19 protein-coding genes are annotated in these 24081 nt (G+C 38.9%); 18 read left to right on the top strand and 1 reads right to left on the bottom strand.

All coding sequences use genetic code 11. From position 1 onward, the window contains the following. Positions 1-6 precede the first annotated feature (6 nt). Positions 7-3105, bottom strand: coding sequence for an alpha-mannosidase (locus HRK21_RS01890; protein ID WP_070006000.1), 3099 nt, complete (start codon positions 3103-3105; stop codon positions 7-9). A gap of 254 nt (positions 3106-3359) precedes the next feature. Between HRK21_RS01890 and HRK21_RS01885 the strand changes: the two genes are divergently transcribed. From HRK21_RS01885 to HRK21_RS01800, 18 genes are all read left to right on the top strand, one after another. Continuing rightward, a complete protein-coding gene (locus HRK21_RS01885) occupies positions 3360-6017 on the top strand; it encodes an alpha-mannosidase (RefSeq protein ID WP_070005999.1) in 2658 nt (885 codons plus the stop codon). Between the two features lie 3 nt (positions 6018-6020). After that, positions 6021-7325, top strand: a complete 1305-nt coding sequence (locus tag HRK21_RS01880; protein ID WP_070005998.1) for a glycoside hydrolase family 125 protein — start codon at positions 6021-6023, stop codon at positions 7323-7325. 60 nt (positions 7326-7385) lie between these two features. After that, on the top strand, positions 7386-7997 hold the full coding sequence (locus HRK21_RS01875; RefSeq protein WP_070005997.1) for a YesL family protein: 612 nt from the start codon (positions 7386-7388) through the stop codon (positions 7995-7997). A 62-nt stretch (positions 7998-8059) separates the two neighbouring features. Beyond that, positions 8060-9793, top strand: a complete 1734-nt coding sequence (locus HRK21_RS01870) for a sensor histidine kinase (protein WP_070005996.1) — start codon at positions 8060-8062, stop codon at positions 9791-9793. After that, a complete protein-coding gene (locus tag HRK21_RS01865) occupies positions 9793-11277 on the top strand; it encodes a response regulator transcription factor (RefSeq protein ID WP_070005995.1) in 1485 nt (494 codons plus the stop codon). Before HRK21_RS01870 ends, HRK21_RS01865 begins: the two co-directional genes overlap by 1 nt. A 112-nt stretch (positions 11278-11389) precedes the next feature. Continuing rightward, positions 11390-12319, top strand: a complete 930-nt coding sequence (locus HRK21_RS01860; protein WP_003739389.1) for an ABC transporter permease — start codon at positions 11390-11392, stop codon at positions 12317-12319. Between the two features lie 18 nt (positions 12320-12337). Then, positions 12338-13309, top strand: a complete 972-nt coding sequence (locus HRK21_RS01855) for a carbohydrate ABC transporter permease (protein ID WP_003727964.1) — start codon at positions 12338-12340, stop codon at positions 13307-13309. Positions 13310-13328: 19 nt separating this feature from the next. Continuing rightward, on the top strand, positions 13329-14786 hold the full coding sequence (locus HRK21_RS01850) for an ABC transporter substrate-binding protein (protein ID WP_069887931.1): 1458 nt from the start codon (positions 13329-13331) through the stop codon (positions 14784-14786). 194 nt (positions 14787-14980) lie between these two features. Continuing rightward, the gene (alsS, locus tag HRK21_RS01845) at positions 14981-16678 is read left to right on the top strand and encodes an acetolactate synthase AlsS (protein ID WP_070005994.1); all 1698 of its coding nucleotides are present in this window, start codon (positions 14981-14983) and stop codon (positions 16676-16678) included. Positions 16679-16792: 114 nt separating this feature from the next. Further along, complete coding sequence (locus tag HRK21_RS01840; RefSeq protein ID WP_070005993.1) at positions 16793-17788, top strand: aldo/keto reductase; 996 nt, start codon at positions 16793-16795, stop codon at positions 17786-17788. A 171-nt stretch (positions 17789-17959) separates the two neighbouring features. Beyond that, entirely contained in the window at positions 17960-18691 is a 732-nt protein-coding gene (locus tag HRK21_RS01835) for a GntR family transcriptional regulator (protein WP_069887934.1), read from the top strand. A gap of 1 nt (position 18692) precedes the next feature. Next, positions 18693-19394, top strand: coding sequence for a GntR family transcriptional regulator (locus tag HRK21_RS01830; RefSeq protein ID WP_070005992.1), 702 nt, complete (start codon positions 18693-18695; stop codon positions 19392-19394). Between the two features lie 19 nt (positions 19395-19413). Next, positions 19414-19881: a PTS sugar transporter subunit IIB gene (locus HRK21_RS01825; RefSeq protein WP_023548624.1), complete on the top strand. Its 468-nt coding sequence runs from the start codon at positions 19414-19416 to the stop codon at positions 19879-19881. Between the two features lie 22 nt (positions 19882-19903). Continuing rightward, on the top strand, positions 19904-20722 hold the full coding sequence (locus HRK21_RS01820) for a PTS mannose/fructose/sorbose/N-acetylgalactosamine transporter subunit IIC (protein ID WP_003739381.1): 819 nt from the start codon (positions 19904-19906) through the stop codon (positions 20720-20722). Further along, on the top strand, positions 20703-21524 hold the full coding sequence (locus HRK21_RS01815) for a PTS system mannose/fructose/sorbose family transporter subunit IID (RefSeq protein ID WP_003723163.1): 822 nt from the start codon (positions 20703-20705) through the stop codon (positions 21522-21524). The genes HRK21_RS01820 and HRK21_RS01815 overlap by 20 nt, the downstream gene beginning before the upstream one ends. Positions 21525-21536: 12 nt before the next feature. Further along, positions 21537-22601, top strand: coding sequence for an SIS domain-containing protein (locus tag HRK21_RS01810; protein ID WP_070005991.1), 1065 nt, complete (start codon positions 21537-21539; stop codon positions 22599-22601). Between the two features lie 22 nt (positions 22602-22623). Next, complete coding sequence (locus HRK21_RS01805; protein WP_003739379.1) at positions 22624-23619, top strand: SIS domain-containing protein; 996 nt, start codon at positions 22624-22626, stop codon at positions 23617-23619. A 16-nt stretch (positions 23620-23635) separates the two neighbouring features. Beyond that, positions 23636-24052: a PTS sugar transporter subunit IIA gene (locus HRK21_RS01800; RefSeq protein ID WP_070005990.1), complete on the top strand. Its 417-nt coding sequence runs from the start codon at positions 23636-23638 to the stop codon at positions 24050-24052. Positions 24053-24081 lie beyond the last annotated feature (29 nt).

The following is a 24081-nucleotide window of genomic DNA, read 5'->3' as shown; positions in this document are numbered from 1 at the left end:
GTTTTTTTATGCTAAATGAATTCGGTATGTTTTTATTTCAAATGGAGTTACTGTGAATGTAGGATCGGAGAGCGATATTTCGTTTTCCTCAAGTAAGTTGCATTCTGTGATGGAGGTAATCGCGTAATCACTTGTTATTGTCACTTCACCGTGAGTTCCCGCAAATTCATGCAAGCGCAAAATGACACCATCGCCGTCCTCGGCTTGTTTAATGCTATCAATCATCACGTAAGGATTTGTCACTTGGAAAAGAGAGAAAGTTTGAATTTCGCCGTTGGAAGTGAAAATGGGATTATTCAATTCCCATGCTGCTTGAACTGTTTCCCCGTCTAAGAAATCACCTTGATGTGGATAGAGTGAATAAGTGAATTGGTGGATTCCTAAATCGGCATCTGGATCAGGATAGCCTGCTGCTTTAAGCAAGGTTAGGCGGATGGTAGAATCTTTAATATCATAGCCATATTTAGAATCATTTAACAAACTGACACCGTAATTTTTCTCCGAAAGATCGGCCCATTGATGTCCAACTGTCTCAAAGCGAGCAAAATCCCAACTTGTATTCCAGTGCGTTGGTCGTTTGACATTTCCAAATTGGATATCATAGCTAGCTTCACTGGCATGCACGGAGACAGGGAAGGCGACTTTAAGTAGCTGGTTACGATCTCGCCAGTCCACCTCGGTTTCAAATCTGATTTCAGGGCTCTCGTGATAAAAATGAATCCACTGAGTGATTTGAGATTTTTCGGAATGTAACACTTGCTTCATAGTGAATTGGAGTGGACCGTTCTCCGTTATTTCAACTGAAGCTAGCGCGGTGATTTCTTTTTGTTTTTCTTGATAGAATAGGTCGATATCCCAGGCGTCATGCCACATTGGCTTATCTTCAAATAATTGAAATACATTACCTCGCGCATTTTCCGTTAATACTTGGCGGTTATTTTTTTTGTCAAAAATGGAAGTGAATTGACCAGCTTCATTCCATGTGATTTGATAGAACGGTGTTTCTAGTTGGTTGTTTTTATAGTGAAAAGATGACTGTTCTAAAATATTAGCTGTTTCTTTAACAGAAATAGTTGTAGCACCAAGCGTAGGTAAGTTTGGATGCTGAATAAGCCAAGCGTTATTTGCTATTTTTTGCGCAGGTAGAGGAGTGTTATTTTCATCGTAAAAGGCTAAATGGTCCGCTTGGTTTTCGGGCGAAATTTCGATGTATCGCGGTCCGGTCCAAGTGGAACTATTCCAAAGCGTTATTTTTTCTTCCGCAGCTTTTGTTAAACTGGTCAATTGATTAGAAATTAACGTGTTATTTTCTACCGCCGCATCCGTGTACTCGATTAGTGCATCGTCATAGACTTCTTTGATGGAAGAACCAGGAATAATATCGTGAAACTGATTTCGAAGTAAAATTTGCCAAATGCTTGCTAATTTTTCAGTTGGATAAGATGTCCCTAGTTTCAGATTTGCTATAACCGAAAGCCATTCGTTGTTTCGTAAGCCAAGTTCGATTTTTCGATTCATTTTTTTGGTAAAGGCTTGGCTCGTATAAGTTCCGCGGTGATATTCGAAGTAAAGTTCGCCGTTCCATGTATGAACATATTGGTCAGTCGTATTTATTGTCTCGTGTAAATCGTTGAAATAAGCTGTAGCACTTTTTGGTTTTACTTCGGGAATTCCTGGCATCGCGTCATAACGACGGCGCATCTCCAGCATTTCTCGGTTCACACCGCCACCGCCATCACCGTAGCCGTAAGCAAGTAATAATTCTTGGTTCACTTCTTTATCTTGATATTTGTCCCAAAGACCGACAAGTTCGCGCGCTGTCATTTTGCCATTATAGGTTGAAATGCGGCTATTTTTTTCTGGAGCAGTAATGAAATGGGTCAAAATTTCCGTCCCGTCTATCCCGCGCCACTGGAATGTATCGTGGGGCATGCGGTTATATTGATTCCAGCTGATTTTGGTTGTCATAAAAGTCTTGATGCCTGATTTACGAAGGATTTGCGGTAAAGCCCAGCTATAGCCGAATACATCTGGTAACCATAGAAAACTAGACGGTTTGCCAAACTCTTCGCGTAAAAATTTCTGACCGTAGAGCATTTGCCGTACGAGCGATTCGCCGCTAGGAATATTACAATCAGCTTCAAGCCACATTCCACCATCCGCTTCCCAGTTACCTTCACTGATTTTCGCTTTGATTTTCGCATAAATTTCTGGATAATCTTCTTTGATATAGGCGTAAAGTTGCGGTTGCGATTGGAGAAATAGATACTCAGGATAATCTTCCATTAAATGAAGCACGGTCGAGAATGACCGTGCGGCTTTTTCGCGAGTATGCTTTAAGCGCCAAAGCCATGCTACATCTATATGCGTATGTCCGACAGCCGCCACTTTGATAGGAAAGTTTTTCGGCATTTTTTTCAGAGCGGTTTGTAAGATTTGGTTGGCCGTTGCCATCGAGGCAAGGTTTTGTACGGATCCAGGTGTACTCCAATCAATCGCAAGGTAAGCGCGATTAACCGCTTGAAGGAGCGGTGCATAGGTTGGATTTTTTTCTTCGAGTTGGTCGAGTGTTTTTAAAGTTGCTTTACTCGTGAAATACAAATCATCAATGACGAGATTTAAATATCCAATAAAGGCTTCTTTTAACTGATGTGTCTGGATGGTTGGGGTTCCGCCGCCTTCCAGTCCGGACCATAAACGAAAGACTAGTTCTACCTTTTCTCCAGCAAAACTATCTGGGAAAAGTACTTCGCGGTGATTTTGATCGACGCCTTGGTATGGTTCCCCGTTAACGAATAATAGTGATTCAAAGCCAGAATTGTGACCGTCGCCGGTATTTCCGAAATCAAAGTAGCCAATCAAGCGCGTGCCCGTTTTGGTGTCTGGGAAAGTAATGGTTGTTTTGAGCCAGACATAACGGTCCCTACCTGACCAGTTGTCCCCGATAGTTAATTCGACATCATACAAGATGTTATCTGGTCGTGCAGCGATTTCTCCATCCATATCCTCGGCTGCTTGGAATTTTTGGATAGGATAAGTTTTTTCGTAACGATAAAGCGCGACTTCATCCAGCCTGCCTCGTAATTTATCTTTAGTGAAAAACATAGCTATACTCATATCCTTTCTATTTTGTCTAGAACGATTTCAATATATCATAGCGGCAAAAGATGTCAATTTGGCTTTTTTTAGGTTTGCTGGGAGATTCTCTTAGAGTGGGAAGGTTTACGCTTTCTTGTAATGGACAAATCAAGGGAAAATGGATTATTCATAGTAGTTTTTCGCCTAGCATTGCAATTCACTTTAGCCCTTACTATACTTAGCTTGAAAGCGAATACAAAAAGGATATTTGGAGGGGCAAAATGACTAGAAAGAAAGCGCATATTATTTCTCATTCTCACTGGGATAGAGAATGGTTTTTACCACTAGAAAGTTTGAGATTTAGACTCGTTACATTGATGGACGAAGTAGAAGCGTTACTGGATAAAGAAGATGGATTTCATCATTTTCATATGGATGGACAAATGATTATGTTAGAAGATTATTTAGCTGTGAAACCCACGAAAAGAGAAAAAATGAAACAGCTGGTTACGGAAGGGAAACTGCGAATCGGGCCATGGTACATGTTGCAAGATGCTTTTCTAACAAGCGGAGAAGCGAATATTCGTAATTTGCAGTATGGTTTAGAAATGGCAGAGGAATTCGGTCAAGTAGAGAAAATTGGTTATTTTCCTGATACGTTTGGTTTATATGGTCAAGTGCCACAGCTCATGTGCCAAGCTGGTTTTGATACGGTCGTTTTTGGTCGTGGGGTCAATCCAACCGGCTTTAACAATCAAGTTTTTGATAGCGCTTTTGCCTCGAAATATTCGGAGATGTTTTGGGAAAGCCCGGACGGTTCGAAAGTATTAGGAATTTTACTCGCAAATTGGTATTCCAATGGCAATGAAATTCCGGTGGAAAAAGAAGCTGCGAAAGTTTTCTGGGATAAGAAGTTAGCAGATGTGGAACGATTCGCATCGACGGATGAATGGCTATTTATGAACGGCTGTGATCATCAGCCAGTACAAACTGATTTAGCGGAAGCGTTGGAAGTGGCGCGCGAACTTTATCCTGAGGTGGAGTTTATCCATAGTCATTTTGAAAAATACCAAGAGGCTGTTAAAGCTGGTCTTGCTCCCGAAAAATTACAAACGGTTCACGGAGAATTAACGAGCCAACAATCAGATGGATGGTCTACGCTTGCTAACACAGCATCTTCACGTATTTACTTGAAACAAGCAAATGCTAAAATAGAGCGTTTATTAGAGCGTTTGGCTGAACCAATTTCTGTGATGGCGACGGAAGCTGGTGTCCAGTATCCGCATGAATACTTAGCTTATGCTTGGAAATTGCTTATGGAAAATCAAATCCATGACAGTATCACGGGATGTAGTTTGGATGAGGTACACCGTGAAATGGAAGCTCGTTTTGAAAAAGTCGAACAAGCGACTATGGCGATTATTCAAAACGCCGCACGTCAAATCACAGAACAAATTACAACGAATGAATCGGGCATTCCCATTACGGTGTTTCATGCAGGTGGTCTCGAAGCAACGAGAACCATAGAACTCGAACTTGAAACAGATGCAATTCATTTTTCTGAGATGCATTTTGAATTAATACCAGATGAATTAGCGAAACTTCCAGAGCAAAGTTTTCGATTAGAAACAAGCACCGGCGACGAAATTCCAGTTGTAGTCGAGCCACTTGGCGTTCATTTTAATTACGATTTACCAGAACGGAAATTCCGCGATTCTTATTTTGCGAGAAAGTACAAACTAACCTTCACCGTAGAAAATTTGCCAGCGGTTGGTTATGAAACAATATACGCGCATTCGGTCGATTTGGTGAATGAACGAGCTAGCCAAGCGCAAGATTTCTCTTTAGAAAATCGCTTTTTAAAAGTAGAAATTGCGGCGAATGGGACGTATACGATTTTAGATAAAGAAACAGCGGTAGAAGTTGCGGGAGTTGGAGCTTATGAGGACGCGGGCGACATTGGGAATGAATATATGTTTAAAGAAACCGGCGATAACTTACGAATAAATACGCTTCATTCTAAACCGGTAATTCGAGTGCTACGAGAGGATAAACTCGGAAAAACAATCGAAATGAGCCATGAAATCGAAATACCAGAAAGCGCAAGCGACTCCTTTGCTGAAGAAAAACGTCGACTAGTATGGCATCCGGACCGAAAGTCGAAGCGCTCGGAAAATTCTACTGTATTTAAAATCACCACGGAATTAACGCTAAATAATACTGATAAACAATTAACTGTCCGCGTTAGATTTAATAATAACATAGATGACCATCGACTCCGCGTGCTTTTCCCAACTGGAAAACAAACAGAAACGCATCAAGCGGGAAGTGTTTTTGAAGTAGTAACACGCGCAAATAAACAAGTCAAAGAATGGACGAATCCTGCCAAAGACAACCGAAAACAAGGCTTTGTTGCTAGTGGGAATCTCGTTGTCGCAAGCCTTGATTTGCCAGAATATGAAGTAAGCGAACACGGGGACCAACTGGAATTAACGTTGTTGCGCGCAGTATCTGAAATAGGCGATTGGGGTGATTTTCCGGCATATGAAGCGGAATGCCACCGAGAGATTACAGCAGAGTTTCACGTTTTCCTAACAGGTGATTCTGATGTAGCAAATAGCTCCATCCCAGCACAAGTAAACGCACTTTTAACTCCTATTTTTGCATTCCAACACAAATCAGCAACGAAAGAAAAATTTCTCGCAGAAAAAAGAGATTTTGCAGAATGGAAAACAGAGAATGGATTTGTCTTCTCAGCGTTTAAACTCGCTAAAGACAACCAACCAATTATCCGTTTCTTCCAAACCGCAAGTGAACCAAAACAGCTACATACAATTCAATCGTGGCAGAAATCAACTATTTTGGAAGAAACGACGGGAGATTCCAAGAAACAATTTACCGCTAGTCCAAACGAAATTATCACCTTAAAAGGAGTGTAATACATGACAAACACAGTACCAGCAAGTTTTAACAAATGGATAGAGAAAGTGAAAACGACTTTTCCGGAAAACGAAAAACTACATCGTATGTTTGAAAAATGTTTTACGAATACGTATACAACTACTTTACAAGAAACAGAAGAGGGACTTCCATTTGTTATTACAGGAGATATTCCAGCAATGTGGTTACGTGATTCTACAAGTCAAATTAGACCATATTTAATTGTGGCGGAAGAAGACGAGGAAATGGCGACTGTCATTGAAAACCTCGTAAAGTTACAAACTAAATGTATTTTGCATGACCCATACGCGAATGCTTTTAATAAATCGGCAAATGGGGCGGGGTTTCAAAACGACAAAACTGCAATGACTGATCTAGTTTGGGAACGAAAATATGAAATTGATTCCCTTTGCTATCCGATCCAATTAGCGTATTTATTATGGAAAAGCACCAACCGTACAGGTCATTTTACCGAAGAATTTAGAAAAGCATTGCATCAAATCATCGAAGTTTTTAAAATCGAACAAAAGCATACAGAGCAAAGTCCGTATCGTTTTGAACGAGAAAATGTACGTCAATCAGATACCTTAAATAATAACGGAAAAGGAACAAATGTAAGCTATACTGGTATGTCTTGGAGTGGCTTTAGACCAAGTGATGACGCATGTATGTATGGCTATCTTGTGCCGAGTAATATGTTTTTAGTTGTGGTGATGGATTACGTCCACGAAATCGCAGCAGCGTTTTACCCGGATGATAAAGAGTTGCTGAAAGATAGCTCGGATTTACAAAAAGAAGTTGCCGCAGGGATTGAGACTTATGCGAAACAAGCCCATCCATATTACGGCGATGTTTACGCGTATGAAGTAGATGGAACGGGACGTCAATTATTTATGGATGATGCTAACGTGCCAAGTTTGCTCGCTGCGCCGTACTTAGGTTTTTGTGAGAAAAATGATCCTGCATACCAAGCGACTAGAAAACTTATTTTAAGCCGAGAAAATCCTTATTTTGTCGAAGGTAGTGTACTTACAGGAATTGGTAGTCCACATACGCCTGATCATTATGTCTGGCCGATTGCGCTTAGTATCGAAGGATTAACAGCAGAAACAGACGCAGAAAAACAAGCGATATTAGAGATGCTGATTGCCGGAGATGGCGGAACGGATTATATGCACGAAGGTGTCAATGCCTCGAATCCAGCTGAATTCACGCGCGACTGGTTTGCTTGGTCTAATGCGATGTTTAGTGAATTTGTTTTAAGTTTGTGTGGTGTGTACGTAAAAGGCAGCCCATTAAGTAAATAAAAAAAGAAAAGTCTGGGCGAAAACTCAGGCTTTCTCTTACTATCAAAGGAGAGAAAAAGAATGAAACTTATTGATAAATTTTCCGTTATTAGTGACTGGATTATTCGGCTCGTCTGGACAAATTTAGTATGGATTTTCCTCGTATTGATCGGCGGGATTGTGCTTGGTTTTATGCCGGCGACAGTTGCTTTGTTTACGATAACGAGAAAATGGGCGCGGGGTGATTTAGATGTACCAGTATGGAAAGCTGCTTGGAAAACCTATAAACAAGTGTTTGTTTCGGCTAATTTAGCGGGTGCGATTTTTGCAGTGATAGGGATTTTCCTGTATGCAGATTTGCGAATTGTTTTTGAATTAATTCAAGGTTTTTGGTCGACGATTTTATACTTTTTCTTAATGTTTTTGCTTTTTCTTGTGGGTATTGCCTTTTTACAGTATTTCACGGTATTTGTTCACTTCCAAATGAAAAATGCGCGTGCTTATGTCGGGCAAGCGTTCTTGCTCGCGATTACTAGTTTTAAAAATACTTTTATGATTGTGGTTGGGCTAGTTTTTTGTGCTTGGTTAATCTCAAAAATGCCTGCTTTTCTTTTATTTATTTCTGGCGTGTTACCAAGTTATTGGATAATGAAAATTAACTTACAACGTTTCAAGCAAATGGAACCAAAGTAACCCCTTACATTATTGCGGATAGTATGCAATAATCAGAAAAGAAGAGGGGGTAGTAAAGGAATATGACACAGGAATTGCCACGTAAGCGCGTTTTCAAAAGAATGTTACTAATTTTTTCTTTGACAAGTCTTTTTACGGTGAGCTTGTTACTTTTTTTCATTTATAAGTACTATACTAATATTCAACTAGATACCAATCTCCAAAAAGTAGAAACCATTGCAAGTAAGCAGCTGGACGCACTTTCGGAGAAGCAAAAGGCGTTAATTAGTTTAACACAAGATATTTATCGTAATAGTGATTTGATGCAAGATGTTCAAATTGCAATGACAAACGATTATGGTAGCTATACGGAGCAAAATATTGATAACTATTTTAAAAGTAAAAATTTTTATTCTGTAGATATGCAAACGTATTTACAGTCTTATTTTTCGTATGATGAGGACATTATCGCGCTGCAGCTCATTTCGGATGATGGCAGTTACTCTTATACATTCCCGAGCCGTTACCGTGAATGGAAAGAAACGGTTGATACATATGGGGAGGCAAATATCGCCACCGAAGCATCGAAGCAAGGAACATTTTATACAATTGAAAATAAAATAGTCGTAAAACAGCCGATTAATGACCCAAGCACATTAAAACAAATGGGGTATTTGCTTCTATACATTGACCCAACTTTTCTAAGCAAATGGATTACGAAAGATTATCAAAACTCGATTTTTCAAATACAAAATACGAAGGGAGTCGAGTTATATTCCAACCACCCAAAGAAGCAAATCCAAACGCCCGAAAAACAAGGATGGGTTCATGCTGATAACAAAAAAGTGTACTTTCAAAAAACAGAAAATGAAACAAACGGCTTGAAAAACAATACATATTTATATCGCGTAACAGATGATGGGGCGCCGCTCATTGAACTTACTTTATTTGGAATTGGCCTGTTATTAGTTATTTTTTCCATCAGTATTAATTTTGTTATTAGTAGACGTTATTCTAAACGGATTTTAACGATTATTGGTGGGATGAATCGAGTGGAAAACGGGACGCTTGATGCAAAGCTTCCGGTCGATAATAACGGGGATGAACTAACGATGATTAGTGAGCGGTTTAACCATATGACAGAAAACCTCGATGCGTATGTGAAGAAAGTCTATAGTCTGGAAATGGAAGAACAAAAAGCACGGCTAAAAGCGCTCCAAGGTCAAATGCAGCCTCATTTTCTTTATAATTCACTAGAAGCAATTAGGATGAACGCGCGCGTAGAAGGAGCCAAAGCGACAAGTGATATGATTTATCAGCTTGCAACACTACTGCGCTACACAGCTAATCACCGTGAAATCACCACTTTAGGTGAAGAAATCAATTACGTGAAACAATATGTCCGCTTTATGGAAATGCGCCACGAACAGCCAATTAAGCTGGAAATCCATATGGAAAAACGTTTCAATCATACGCAGATTCCAAGGTTTGCTCTGCAACCGCTCATTGAGAACTTTTTCAAATATGCTTATAAAGAAAATCAAAATCCAATAGTCGCAATGACGGTTTCCGCAGAAAATAACAATTTACAATTTAGAATTGAAGACAATGGTTCGGGAATGAGTGAAGAGAAATTAAAAGAAGTGCAAGCAACAATTAAAAGTAAAGATGAGACGAGTCACATCGGTCTAGCTAATTTAAACAAACGATTGCAACTTTTATATGGAGAAACTTATCAATTAACCATTAAAAGTAAAGCAAATGAAGGTACTGTTATTCTGTTTCAAGTACCTCAAAATATGGGAGGAGAAAAGTAATGCTAAAAATTGTACTAGTAGACGACGAGCCCCTTATTCTCAAAGGTTTAGAAAGTATTATTCCAGAATTTGAGCAATCAATTAAAATTATCGGAACTGCCAAAAATGGCGCAGTAGCCTTAGATTTATTTGCTAACCAAGAAGTAGATGTACTTTTGACTGATATAGAGATGCCCGTAATGAATGGTTTGGAATTAATTGACGAATGGAAAAAACGACAACCAGCAACTAAAACGATTGTTCTTTCCGGATTTGAAGATTTTCATTATGTGAAACGAGGACTTTCAGCGGGAATCGAAAATTATTTACTAAAGCCTTTAAATGAACAAGAATTAAAAGAAACATTTATACAAATAGAGAAAAAACAAATGACAGACAGTGTAATACCAAGGGAAGAAGCGTATTACATCTTACGGGACAATACGATTTGGCGCTGGCTAAATTTACGAATAAACAAAGAAGAATGGGAAGAGCGCCTGGCATTATACGATATGACTTTAAATTCAAAGGAAAATGCCGTTCTCGTCCAAATTCAACCAACAAAAGAAATTAATCTGACTGAATGGAAAAATCTTTCTGAACAATATCGGAAGGACTTTCCATTTATGCTACTTACGCCAGAAAATGAAATAATGATAGGGATAACCGAGCCAACCTCAATATCCGAACAAATTTTAGCGATTCATCAAGATGTAAAAAAGCACCTTTCGAATGAAGCTTTTTATCTGTTTATCAGTGAAAAAGTACAAGGCGAAATGATGTACCCACAAGCCTTTCGCCAACTTACTAGGTTACTTCCGGAACGACTTGTTCAAGAGCCTGGTAGCCTAATCGCCTATCAAAAACGTACCAAACATACTTGGCGTCCGAAAAGGAAACAACATCAACTCGCGAAACTCCTCGTGATGAATAACGAAAAAGAAATTAAAGCGTGGATCCAGCACTTTTTTAAAGAATGGAATGATCACAAGCTGGAAAGCGACCCACATCAAATGCTCCATATTTTAAATGAGCTACTTATCATGATGGCAGAATCAGATCCAAAAGAGTTAAATGAATCCATGGGGAGAATTGCCGAAGAAACGAGTATTGAGGGATTGGAAGAGGCGACGCTAGCCTATGCTATTCGTTACTATAACCGCAAAAAACAAACAGATGAATCAAAAAGCCCCATTATTCAAAACGTGCTTTCTTATATCACGGAACATTTTGCAGAAGGAATGTCTTTGAAAACGCTTGGTAATGACTTCCATATTAATGCCGTTTATCTCGGTCAACTTTTTCAAAAAGAAATGGGCGAACATTTTACTGATTATTTAAATCGCTACCGAGTGAACTATGCAAAAGAAGAATTACTGCAAACAAAAGATAACTTAACCATCATCGCTCGGAAATCTGGTTATACCGATATGGCTTATTTTTATAGACAGTTCAAAAAGCACACAGGTGAAACGCCGAATCGTTACCGAAAAATCCATCAATAAGATTATTTCTAATATTTGTCTATAAATCTAAACATCCGCAACTATTTTAACCCTCGTAAAAACGATAAACTAAAGATGTTGAAAGCACTTACAAAAAAGAGGGGTGAATGGATTGAAAAAAGTTTTATCACAAATTCGAGCTAATCGGATTTGGCTATTAATGGTACTTCCAGGCGTCCTTTGGTTCCTGGTTTTCTCATACTTACCAATGTTTGGTACAGTGATTGCATTTAAAGATTACAAGATTGATGGGAAAGGATTTTTATCCAGTATTATGAGCAGCGACTGGGTGGGACTTGAAAATTTTAAATTCCTATTCCAAACAAACGACGCTTTTATTATTACCCGAAACACCGTTCTTTATAATTTAGTATTTATTATCGTTGGGCTGTTTCTTGGTGTAGCACTTGCTATTATTTTCAACAGCTTACTAAATAAGCGAGGAGCAAAAATTTATCAAACGGGAATGCTTTTCCCCCATTTTTTATCATGGGTAGTGGTCAGCTATTTCTTGTTCAGCTTTTTGAGCGAAGACAGTGGACTGATGAATAATATTTTACTTGCATTTGGACAAGACCCGATTTCCTGGTATAACGATCCGAAATACTGGCCGTTTATCCTTATCATGATGAATGTTTGGAAAGGCTTGGGTTATGGAAGTATTGTCTATCTTGCAGCAATTGCCGGAATCGACCGGACCTACTACGAGGCGGCAATGATTGATGGTGCTGGCAAATGGCAACAAATTAGGCATGTAACAATTCCAGCATTAACGCCACTGATGGTTATTTTAACGATTTTGAATGTCGGGAAGATTTTTAACTCTGATTTTGGTTTGTTTTATCAATTACCACGAAATTCAGGTCCGCTTTATCCAGTGACGGATGTTATTGATACATATGTATACCGAGGTTTAACGTCACTTGGAGATATGAGCATGAGTGCAGCAGCTGGCTTCTATCAGTCCATCGTCGGCTTTATTCTAGTGCTACTCACTAACTACATCGTGAAAAAAATAAATCCAGAATATGGCTTATTTTAGAAAAGGAGGCGAGGTGCTTTGGCAGAACAGCTTGAAGCAGTGAGTGAAATAGAACAAGTCCGAGGCGAGATGGAAAAACCAGCAAAAAATAAACCAGCCAAAGACATTATTGGTTTTGGGAAAAAAATGAACGTAGCGATGAATATTATGCTCGCTTTCCTAGCGCTCATTTGTATTTTTCCGTTTTTATACATTATTGTTATTTCTTTTTCTAGTGAATCATCTCTGGCGGCAAACGGCTTTCAACTAATACCGAAAGAGTGGAGCATGGAAGCGTATGAGTACTTATGGAAGATGAAAGGACAACTATTACAGTCATACGGTATTACCATTTTAGTTACGGTTATTGGTACGGTATGCAGTGTGGCGATGATTGCTCTTTATTCCTACGCGATATCAAGACCGCAATTTAAGTATCGTCGTCAATTTACATTTATTGCCTTTTTCACCATGTTATTTAGTGGCGGGATGGTGCCTGCATATATCGTTATGACGCAATTTTTGCACTTGCGAAATAGTATTTGGGCGATGATTTTACCATTAGCAATGAATGCTTTTTACATTATGATTATGCGCACATTCTTTTTACGGTCTATTCCAGAACCAATACTTGAGGCGGCTCGAATTGAAGGCGCCGGGGAACTACGAATCTTTTTACAAATGGTGGTTCCGCTTTCCTTACCGGGGCTTGCGACAATTGCACTCTTCTCGACACTCGGATACTGGAATGACTGGTTCCAAGCGTCACTTTATATTGATAATCCGAATTTAGTGCCATTACAATCACTACTTATGAAAATTGAAAATAACTTAGAATTCATGCGGCAAAACTCTGAAATTGCTTATACTGCCGGCGCGTTTAAGTCCATACCACAAGACGGTGCAAAAATGGCGATGGTTGTTATTTCGACGTTACCAATCGCAATTACCTATCCGTTTTTCCAAAAATACTTTATTAGTGGACTCACAATTGGCGGCGTAAAAGAATAAAAAAGATGGAGGGAATTTAATGAAAAAGAAATGGGGAGTAATCATCGCATCACTCTGCTTGCTACTAGGTTTAAGCGCATGCGGAAGCGATGAGAATGCAGACGCAAATGAAGTTCCGACACTGAAATGGTATATGATTGGTACGCCACAAAAAGACACAGAAGAAGTTATGAAAGAAGTAAATAAATATACAGAAGAAAAAATTGGTGTCAAAGTAGAAATGACTCAAATCGACTGGGGCGACTATGGCAAACGAATGCAAACCGTCATCAACTCGGGTGAAAATTTTGATATTGCTTACTCTGCGGCAGGAGAATTCGTTTCATACTCGCAAAAAGGTGCTTTCTTGCCATTAAATAAATATTTAGATAAAGAAGGCAAGAAAATGAAAGCCGAGTTAAATGATGTGCTTTGGGAAGGTGCAACCATTGACGGCAACATTTACGGTGTTCCTTCCAATAAAGAAGTTGGCGAGCAACAAGTATACGTTTTTAACAAAAATCTTGTCGACAAATATAAAATGGACGTAACAAAAGTAAAAAACTTTAGCGATTTAGAACCAATGTTAAAAACAATTAAAGAAAACGAACCAAGTATCACACCAATCGGCGGGAACAAAGACTTTAAGCCAGCTTTCCCATATGACTATTTGATTGATAATGCAGTACCTCTTCCTTTTGCCGTAAATCAATATGAAGACACTGGCAAAATCGTTAACTTCTATGAGCAACCCGAAACATTAGATATCCTAAAATCGCTTCATAGCTTTTATCAAAAAGGATATGTCACAAAAGATATCGCAACCTCCACAGATCCATGGTCATACGATAAAGAAAACTGGTTTGTACGGATTGAAAAATACCAACCATATGCAGAAAATATTTGGGATAAAAATACAGGCGGCAAATATAAAGTCGTCACTCAGCCAATTGCTGAAACTCCTATCATCAAAAATAACTCTGTAACTGGTGCGATTCAAGCTGTTTCTGTTACAAGCCAACATCCGGAAGAAGCAGTGAAATTCCTTGATTTACTTAACACGGATGAATATTTACGTAATTTAGTCGATAAAGGAATTGAAGGAACCCATTATAAAGAGTTAGATGACGGTAAAATTCAAGATCTACCAGCACGTGTGGAACGTTACAGCATGCCAACGTATGCGCTTGGAAATCACTTCATTCTAAAATTATATGAAGATGAGCCGGCGGATAAATGGGATCAATTTAAAGAATTTAATAAAAAATCAGTTGCATCACCGGGCTTAGGTTTCTATTTTGACTCCTCTAAAGTTCGAACTGAAATAGCATCAATTACCAATGTGTGTAATGAATTTGCACCGGCGCTTCTGACAGGAACAGTGGATCCTGTTGAATATACAGAAAAATTCAAAGCGAAATTAAATGATGCAGGGATGAAAAAAGTAATGAAAGAAATGCAAAAACAATACGATGAATACCGTGCTTCACAAGAATAAATGCGAGAAAAGACTTAGTTTATCTAAGTCTTTTCTTTTTATGTATAACAGTTTTTATTTAATTATATAACAGTTTCTGAGTCGTGAATCTTGAAATAATTCTTTTAAGTAGTATAATAAATCTTGTAGATGAGGTATTTATAAAAACTGTACTATTAAAATATAAATAATTTATATAACAAAGGATGATAACGATGGCGAAACTAGAAAAAGACCAAGAAAAAGTAATAGCGCAAGGGAAATCAGGAGCAGATTTAGTTGTAGACAGCCTAATTAATCAAGGTGTTACGCATGTATTCGGGATTCCGGGAGCGAAAATTGATAAAGTTTTCGATGTGATGGAAGAACGTGGGCCAGAATTAATTGTCAGTCGTCATGAACAAAATGCGGCGTTTATGGCTGCTGCTATCGGTCGTCTAACAGGTAAGCCTGGTGTTGTGCTTGTAACTAGTGGACCTGGCGCATCAAACCTTGCCACTGGGCTTGTAACTGCAACCGCTGAAGGAGACCCGGTCGTTGCGATTGCTGGAAACGTAACCAGACAAGATCGCCTAAAAAAAACCCACCAATCAATGGATAATGCCGCACTTTTCCGTCCAATTACAAAATATAGCGAAGAAGTAGTTCACGCTGAAAGTATTCCAGAAGCTATCACTAACGCTTTTCGCTCTGCCGCTGAACCAAACCAAGGCGCCGCTTTTGTCAGTTTGCCACAAGATATCGTGAATGAACCGAATGTGCCAGTAAAAGCAATTCGCCCGCTTGCTAAACCAGAAAATGGTCCGGCTTCGAAAGAGCAAGTCGCCAAACTCGTTACTCGTTTGAAAAAAGCGAAATTACCGGTATTACTATTAGGTATGCGAGCGTCTAGCCCGGAAGTAACTGGCGCGATTCGTCGCTTACTCCAAAAAACAAGTATCCCTGTAGTAGAAACATTCCAAGCGGCTGGTGTCATTTCGCGCGACTTAGAAGATGACTTTTTTGGACGTGTTGGTCTGTTCCGCAACCAACCTGGGGATATTTTATTGAATAAAGCGGATTTAGTTATTACGGTTGGTTATGATCCGATTGAATACGATCCAAAAGCTTGGAATGCCTCTGGTGATAGAACGATTGTGCATTTAGACGACATTCGAGCTGATATCGACCATTATTATCAACCAGTAACAGAATTAGTCGGAAACATCGCGCTTACTTTAGACCGTGTAAATGCGAAGTTTAGCGGTTTGGAATTAGCGGATAAAGAACTAGAAACATTAAAAGAACTTCACGCCCAATTAGAAGAACGAGATGTTCCGCCAGAAAGTGATGAAACAGGTCGCGTGCATCCGCTATCTGTCATTCAAACGCTGCGTTCGGCGATTGATGATAACGTTACTGTAACTGTCGACGTTGGTTCGCATTATATTTGGATGGCGCGTCATTTTCGCTCCTATGAACCACGCCGTCTGCTTTTCAGTAACGGTATGCAAACGCTTGGTGTCGCGCTTCCTTGGGGAATTGCTGCAACGCTCGTGCATCCGGGTGAAAAAGTTGTCTCGATTTCTGGTGACGGTGGCTTCCTATTTTCCGCAATGGAATTAGAAACAGCTGTCCGCTTGCGTGCCCCCCTTGTACACCTTGTATGGAATGATGGCAGCTATGACATGGTTGCTTTCCAACAAAAAATGAAATACGGTAAAGAAGCAGCTGTTCGTTTTGGTGATGTTGATATCGTAAAATTTGCAGAAAGTTTCGGTGCCAAGGGGCTTCGTGTAACTAAACCGTCAGAACTTAGTGACGTATTAAAAGAAGCACTTGAAACAGAAGGTCCTGTCGTTGTAGATATTCCAATTGATTACCGAGATAACATTAAACTCGGCGAAACTTTACTACCTGACCAATTTTATTAAAACCTAAAAAATCTCTCGGATATTCTGAGAGATTTTTTTAGTTAAAGCTTGACTTGGAGTGGACTTCAAGGTTTATGCTGTAATAGTACTAGAAATGAACTAGGAGGGTTTTCGATGGAATATGTAAAATTTGGTAATACTGGGATGGATGTGTCGAAAATTTGTTTAGGAACAATGGGATTCGGCGATAAAGACAAATGGATTCATAAATGGGTTTTGGATGAAGCGAATAGCCGCCCAATTATAAAAAAAGCACTTGATCTGGGTATTAATTTCTTTGACACTGCAAATATTTATTCTTATGGTGAAAGTGAAAAAATCGTTGGCCGTGCACTCAAAGACTATGCTAACCGAGATGACATTGTTTTAGCAACCAAGGTGCAACAAACAATGCGTCCGGATCGCCCGAATAGTGGTGGCTTATCCAGAAAAACCATTTTGAGCGAAATCGACCATAGTTTAAAACGCTTAGAAACAGATTATGTGGATTTATATATCATTCACCGTTTTGATGAAAATACGCCAATTGAAGAAACGATGGAAGCTTTACACGATGTCGTTAAGTCAGGGAAAGCGCGTTACATTGGAGCGAGTGCGATGTATGCTTGGCAGTTCCAAAAAGCACAACGCGTCGCCGAAAGAAATGGCTTTACAAAATTCGTTTCCATGCAAAATCATTACAACATGATTTACCGGGAAGAAGAGCGAGAAATGATTCCGTTTTGTCGTGATGAAAAAATTGCGATTACGCCATACAGCCCGCTGGCATCAGGACGATTAACGCGAGATTTGAGTGAAACAACGAATCGTTCTGAAACGGACTCCGTTCAAAAATCTAAATATGATGATATGGCGAATGCAGATAAAGGTATTATTGAACGTGTGGCTGAACTTGCAAAAACGCACCAAGTATCTCGAGATAAAATTGCTTTAGCGTGGCTATTAAATAAAGATGAAATCACTTCACCCATCATCGGAGCGCAAAAAGAAAGTCATCTGGAAAGCGCGGTAGAAGCGCTAAATATTGAACTAACAGCAGATGAAGTTAACTATCTAGAAGAATTATATATTCCGCACCCGGTAGTTGGAGCACTACCTACAACCAAATAATCAAACAGAGCGTGAGTTGGATGGGAAAATCTGGCTCATGCTTTTTTTATGCAAAAAGACTATTGACAAATAAAATGCAACCGTTTACAATGAAGTGGTATTAAAAATGTTTAAAGCTGTATCTTTTGTAAAAGCGAAAAACATAGATGATTTGAAAAAAGAGGTGGAAATATGGAATATAAAGACTTGTCGCCATCGGTGCAAAGTGAAGAACAACTAAGACAGCTTATCCAAGAAAAAGTAGCAGCCGGAGAAACAAGTTTCCCATCAGAACGTGCGCTTGAAAACGAACTGGGTGTCAGTAGAACAACGCTCAGACGGTCACTTGATACACTTGAAAAAGAAGCAGTCATCCAAAAAAGAAACCGAAAAGGAATCGAAATTAATCAAAAACAAACAATCAATATATTGCAAATGAATTCCATGAGCAGCCAATTGCCGGGAGAACAGAAAGTAGAAGTAATATCACAAGAAATAGTGGCCGGCAAAGACATAGTGAATCACTTTTTAAACTTAAGTGAAGCTAAGCCAGTGTTTAAGTTAGTGCGGCGAAGAATTATTAATAATAAGCCATTTTCTTATGAAATATCTTTTATTGATAGCACGAGATTTGCTGGTATTGAGAAAATCGATTTAAATAATTCCTCGCTATACAATGTATTAGAAAAGCAGTTTGCTATTAAACCTACCTACGGGCGCGAAGAATTGCGCTTTGTATCAGCGAATGAAAAGCTAGCAGAAGCATTAAAGGTACCACTAAACACGCCGCTTTTTGAAGTAGTGAGTAAAGCATTCGATCAAAATGATGAACCTTTTGAGTACAGTAAACAATATCTAATTGGTAATCAAATTAAATACAAAATCAATGCGAAAAACATATTTGATTACTTGGAGGATGAGTGAAATGGGAGCTAAAAAGCCACTTTTTGAAGTAATAGCTTCAGAAATAAAAGATAGGATTAATCGCGATGAATATAAGCCGGGAATGCTAATGCCAAACGAAACAGCCTTGCAAGAAATTTTTTCTAGCAGTCGGACAACCATTCGCCGTGCAGTAGATCTATTAGTCGAAGAAGGTTTGGTCGTTCGTAAAAACGGTGTGGGGCTATATGTCCAACCAAAATTAACAGCCCAGAACATTCTGGAAATGACAGGTGTTATGAAAACCGATATCAATGAAAACTTAAAAAAAGACATTAAAGACTTTTACATCCGTAAAGCTGGGAAATTTTACGCAGAGAAGTTTGGTATAAAAGAGAATGAACTTGTGTATTCTATCAAGTTTGTCCAAAAAAGTGAGCATGGTGTCACGCTAGACCGCTTAATTTTACCACTAAGTTTATACCCTGATTTACAAGCAAAAGATTTTCAAATTATTAATATTATTGAGCTTGTTAATTCAGGTAAATATAAATTATTTGAGCTTGAGCAGGAACTTCAACTTATTTTAGCTGGGAATGAGCAAATCAAAAATATGCATATAGACGAAAATGATCCTGTTTTCAAATTGAGTAGTGTCTTTTATGCAGAAAACGAGATGCCAATTGCTATCCAATATCATTATGAAGATGCTGAGTCAACCAAATATGTAGTTGATTTTAACTAATACGAAGGAGGAAGAAAAAATGATTCAATTTCTAAGAGTAGACCATCGTTTACTACATGGGCAAGTAGCTGTATCTTGGTTTAATGCTTTAGATGTAAATACAATTTTAGTGGCAAATGATGGGGTAGCAGCGGACGATTTCCGTAAGTCGGCAATACGTCTTGCGAAACCAGAGGCAGCAAAACTAGTCATGAAAAGTATCGATGAAAGTATCGAAGCGATTAATTCAGGTGTCACCGACAAATACAATATGCTTATTGTTGTCGAATCAGTTGAAGACGCTTACAAATTAATCCATGGTACGAATGGTAAAATCCCGATGTTAAATCTAGGCGGAACAAAGCAAAGAGAAGGAACGGCCAATTTTTCCAAAGCAGTCAATTTAACACCTGAAGAAGTAGCGAAGTTAAAAGAGCTTCAAAAAGAAAAGGTAGATGTATTTATGCAACAAGTGCCTAACGAGAAAAAAGTAACCTTTGAAGCATAAAAGACGAAAGAAGGGATAAATTATGGAACAGTTTGGAACAGCAATTTTGCTTGCACTTGCAGCAATGCTTGCAAATGGAGAGTATTTGTTTGGTTCATCGATGCTATCAAGACCACTGGTAACATGTACACTCGCCGGACTTATCATGGGTGATGTACAAATGGGGATTATTATGGGAGCAACTTTGGAATTAGCTTTTGTAGGATCATTTTCTATCGGAGCATCTATTCCTCCAGAAATTATTTCAGGAAGTATATTAGGAACAGCCTTTGCGATTTCGACTGGCGAGAGCACAGCGGTAGCTTTAGCACTTGGGATTCCGATTGCTTCCCTTGTACTTGTTGTTAAAAATCTATGCTTCATTTTCGTATTACCGTACTTTGTTCATAAAGCAGACAAATACGCAGTCGAGGGAAATTCACGAGGGATTAGTCGAATGCAGCTGCTCGGCGGATTTTTATCGATTAACTTGCCAATAGGTATTATTGTTGCGACGTCCTATCTAGTCGGAAGCCCAGTTATTCAAAATGTACTTGACGCCATCCCGGCTTTCGTTATAACAGGGCTTGGAATTGCGACAGGCTTACTGCCAGCATACGGTTTTGCTTTACTTTTAAAATTAATGGTCAACAAAAAGAATGCGGTATTTTTCGTATTTGGCTTCGCGTTAGCTGTATACTTAAAAGTTCCTGTAACAGGCGTAGCGATTTTCGGTGCATGTTTAGCACTAATTTTAACAGGTTATGCAACACTTAAAAATGACAATGGTCCGAAAAATACGAATACAGAGCCAGCGCTTGCGAATGATGGAGGTATAAATTATGAAGATGAAGAGTTCTGACGTATTAACGAAAAAAGACTTAATGAAAGTTTTCTGGCGTTCGTTCACGATGGAATGGTCATGGAACTATGAACGACAATCCAACCTAGGTTACGGCTTTTCCATGTTACCAGCTTTAAATAAGATTTTTAAAAATGATAAAGACAAACGAATTTCTTCTTATCAAAGACATTTAGAATTTTATAACGTAACACCGTGGCTTTCCACTTTTCCGCTCGGGATTTCGATTGCGATGGAGGAACAATCTGCGAAAGATAAAGACTTTGACACAGATTCTATCAATAATATAAAAGTAGCGTTAATGGGACCGCTGAGTGGGATTGGAGATTCGTTCTTCTGGGGAACTTTACGCGTTATCGCTACAGGTATTGGAACTTCCTTAGCACTTCAAGGAAATATGTTAGGGCCGATTTTGTTCCTTCTTATTTTCAATATTCCAGCTATTCTGACTCGTTATTATGGATTATTTATTGGCTACAACATCGGAGCTAATTTTATCGAAAAAATTCAAAAAACTGGATTAATGGATAAACTCTCTTATGGTGCTTCGGTTATCGGACTGGCCGTAGTTGGCGCAATGGTCGCCACAATGGTAAACATTAATATGCCAATGAAATTTGGCTCTGGTGATGATGCAGTAACGATTCAAAGTGTTTTTGACGGTATCGTCCCAGGAATCCTAGCACTTGGCTTCACCTTCTTTATTTTCTGGTTAGATAAAAAAGGACTAAAAGCACATTGGATTCTTTTATTAATCGCAGGAATTGGGATTTTAGGAGCGTTCACAGGTCTATTAAAATAAGTAGGTGAAAAAATGAAAAACATGGATTATTATATCCGGTCGGAACAAAGCGTTTATGAAAATATCATCCGAAGTCGAAAAGATCTTTTACAAAAGGTCATGCAAATGGAGAAAGTGGACTACCAAGCAATTGTTATTTTTGCAACAGGTTCTAGTTCTAATGCGGCATTCGCAGCGCAGTTATATATGTCAGATAAACTCGCTATTCCGGTATATGTGGAAGAACCGTCTACTGCAGGAAATTACATGCTTCATTTAAACAAAAACACCTTATATATCGCTATATCACAAGGTGGGCACAGTTATTCCACTATTCATCTTGTAAAAGAAATCGAGCGTCAAGGTGGTATTGTCTTCACTTTAACAAGCGATTTAACAAGTCCGATTGCGAAAGAAGGCAAGCGTACAATCGATCTTGGGATGGGGATAGAAGAAATGCCATATGTCACACTTGGTTACAGTGCAACGATTCTAATGCTAAATTTAATGGCGCTTGAGATAGCTCTTTTACAAGGGAAAATCTTGGAAGCAGCATATCAGGCAGAAATCGCGGAGCTAGAGAAAATCACCATTCATTTGCCAGAAGTGATAGAGAAATCAGCAGCTTGGGTAGAGGCGCATACACTGGAATTGATGGAAGCAGAACGAGTCTTTTTCATAGGATACGGCGCTGCTTATGGTGTGGCGCGCGAAGGAGAAACAAAAGTAACAGAAACCATCCGGATTACAGCTTTTGGTAAGGAGTTAGAAGAATATATGCACGGACCTTATATAGGTTTATCCGAGCAAGACTATATTATCTTCCTTGAACCTCAAGGCTTACTAGAAGACCGCGCAGAAAAGTTAAAACAATTTTTACAAGGCCATGTAAAGAAAATCCGAACATTTTATGCGGATGCAGGCGGGGAAAAGACAGATGATTTATTACTCGGTGTGCGGACAGCGGAACTTCTGACGCCGCTATTTATGACTATTCCTGTTCATTTATTATCCTTTGAAATTTCCAAGAAAAAAGGAATTAATTTAGAAGTATCTGCTTTTCCAGAGTTTGACCAAATAACAAAATCCAAAATTTAATCAAAGAAAGTAGGAATGAATAGTGTTAAAATTTGATGAACAAAAAGTGAGAGAAAACATGGAAGGGGCGCTAAAATTACGTCCGCAAATTAATGAAGTAGTTGACCAAATACACAATCGTGGTTTTAGTAATATTTGCTGGCTAGGAATTGGCGGTACGTACGCGTCCGCCATGCAAGCTGTGGTGCATATGAAAGAAAAAACAGCATTAGAAACTTTTTATGAAAATGCGGCTGTGTTTCTAACAACAGGTAATAAACGTGTCACTAAAGATACCCTTGTCGTTATTTCATCGGTAACCGGAAGTACGCAAGAAGTAGTAGATGCTGTGAAAAAATGTAATGAAATTGGCGCGACTGTATTTGGGTTTATTGATAAAGCGGAAACCGAACTTGCTAATTTGGTAGATCATTTAATCTCCTACCCATTAAATGAACAATTAAAATTCTTCATGGTAGCAGATCGTTTTATGTATTTAGCTGGCGAATTTGAAGATTACGATGCGTTTTATCAAGAAATGGATCAACATTTTGCTAAAGGGATTGTTGAAGTAGAAAAAGCAGCAGATAAATTTGGGCAAGAATTTGCCCTAAAACATCATCAAGACGACATTCATTATTTCGTTGGTGCTGGGAACCAGTGGGGTGCAACCTATTCATACGCAATGTGTTACTGGGAAGAACAGCACTGGATTAAAACGAAATCAATTGAGTCACATGAGTTTTTCCATGGGATGTTTGAAATTGTGGAACGTGATACACCGGTTACTATTTACGTTACAGAAGACAGCCAGCGATCATTAAGTGAACGGGTAGTTAATTTCATTCCACAAATTTGTGCCAATTATACAGTCATTGATGCAAAAGATTACGATATGCCAGGTATTTCCGCTAAATTTAGAGGGGCGTTATCACCATTTATTATCCACGCAGTTAATAATCGTATTGACGTACATGTGGAAAAAATTAACTGTCACCCAATGGAAATCAGAAGATATTATCGTCAGTTAGACTATTAAAAAGGCGGTTTAAAAAATGAAAGCAATTTTTGTTTGTACTCACGGAAATGCCGCAAAAGAACTCATTCAATCTGCGGAAATGATTTGCGGTAAACAAGAAAATACCAGTTTTGTTCCTTTTGAAGTGAATGAATCCGCGGAAAATTTACAGGCAAAAATTGCCAGTGAAGTAGCTAAACTCGATCTAACAGAAGGGATCTTATTTCTAACTGATTTAAAAGGTGGTACTCCGTTTAATGTCCTCGTTCGCTTGCTCGGGAATTTTGATGCAGTAGAACTTGTCGCAGGCGTGAATATTCCACTTTTATTAGAAGCATTTCTCAGCCGTGAAATGCTATCCTTAAAAGAACTTGCGAATCAAGTTGCCGAAACTGGGCGGTTAGGGATTTATGAATATGCCGCACCGCTTGAGGAAATAGAAGAAGATTTTTAATAGGAAAAAGACAGCCGCGGCTGTCTTTT

This window comes from Listeria monocytogenes, assembly GCF_013282665.1.
Taxonomy (GTDB): domain Bacteria; phylum Bacillota; class Bacilli; order Lactobacillales; family Listeriaceae; genus Listeria; species Listeria monocytogenes_C.
The sequence above is the reverse complement of the archived record's forward strand: the minus strand, read 5'-3'. Positions and strand labels throughout refer to the sequence as shown.

Coding starts and splice junctions, on each gene's coding strand:
- HRK21_RS01890 (WP_070006000.1), bottom strand. CDS start 3,105: ATGTTTTTCACTAAAGATAAATTACGAGGCAGGCTGGATGAAGTCGCG.
- HRK21_RS01885 (WP_070005999.1), top strand. CDS start 3,360: ATGACTAGAAAGAAAGCGCATATTATTTCTCATTCTCACTGGGATAGA.
- HRK21_RS01880 (WP_070005998.1), top strand. CDS start 6,021: ATGACAAACACAGTACCAGCAAGTTTTAACAAATGGATAGAGAAAGTG.
- HRK21_RS01875 (WP_070005997.1), top strand. CDS start 7,386: ATGAAACTTATTGATAAATTTTCCGTTATTAGTGACTGGATTATTCGG.
- HRK21_RS01870 (WP_070005996.1), top strand. CDS start 8,060: ATGACACAGGAATTGCCACGTAAGCGCGTTTTCAAAAGAATGTTACTA.
- HRK21_RS01865 (WP_070005995.1), top strand. CDS start 9,793: ATGCTAAAAATTGTACTAGTAGACGACGAGCCCCTTATTCTCAAAGGT.
- HRK21_RS01850 (WP_069887931.1), top strand. CDS start 13,329: ATGAAAAAGAAATGGGGAGTAATCATCGCATCACTCTGCTTGCTACTA.
- alsS (WP_070005994.1), top strand. CDS start 14,981: ATGGCGAAACTAGAAAAAGACCAAGAAAAAGTAATAGCGCAAGGGAAA.
- HRK21_RS01840 (WP_070005993.1), top strand. CDS start 16,793: ATGGAATATGTAAAATTTGGTAATACTGGGATGGATGTGTCGAAAATT.
- HRK21_RS01835 (WP_069887934.1), top strand. CDS start 17,960: ATGGAATATAAAGACTTGTCGCCATCGGTGCAAAGTGAAGAACAACTA.
- HRK21_RS01830 (WP_070005992.1), top strand. CDS start 18,693: ATGGGAGCTAAAAAGCCACTTTTTGAAGTAATAGCTTCAGAAATAAAA.
- HRK21_RS01825 (WP_023548624.1), top strand. CDS start 19,414: ATGATTCAATTTCTAAGAGTAGACCATCGTTTACTACATGGGCAAGTA.
- HRK21_RS01820 (WP_003739381.1), top strand. CDS start 19,904: ATGGAACAGTTTGGAACAGCAATTTTGCTTGCACTTGCAGCAATGCTT.
- HRK21_RS01815 (WP_003723163.1), top strand. CDS start 20,703: ATGAAGATGAAGAGTTCTGACGTATTAACGAAAAAAGACTTAATGAAA.
- HRK21_RS01810 (WP_070005991.1), top strand. CDS start 21,537: ATGAAAAACATGGATTATTATATCCGGTCGGAACAAAGCGTTTATGAA.
- HRK21_RS01800 (WP_070005990.1), top strand. CDS start 23,636: ATGAAAGCAATTTTTGTTTGTACTCACGGAAATGCCGCAAAAGAACTC.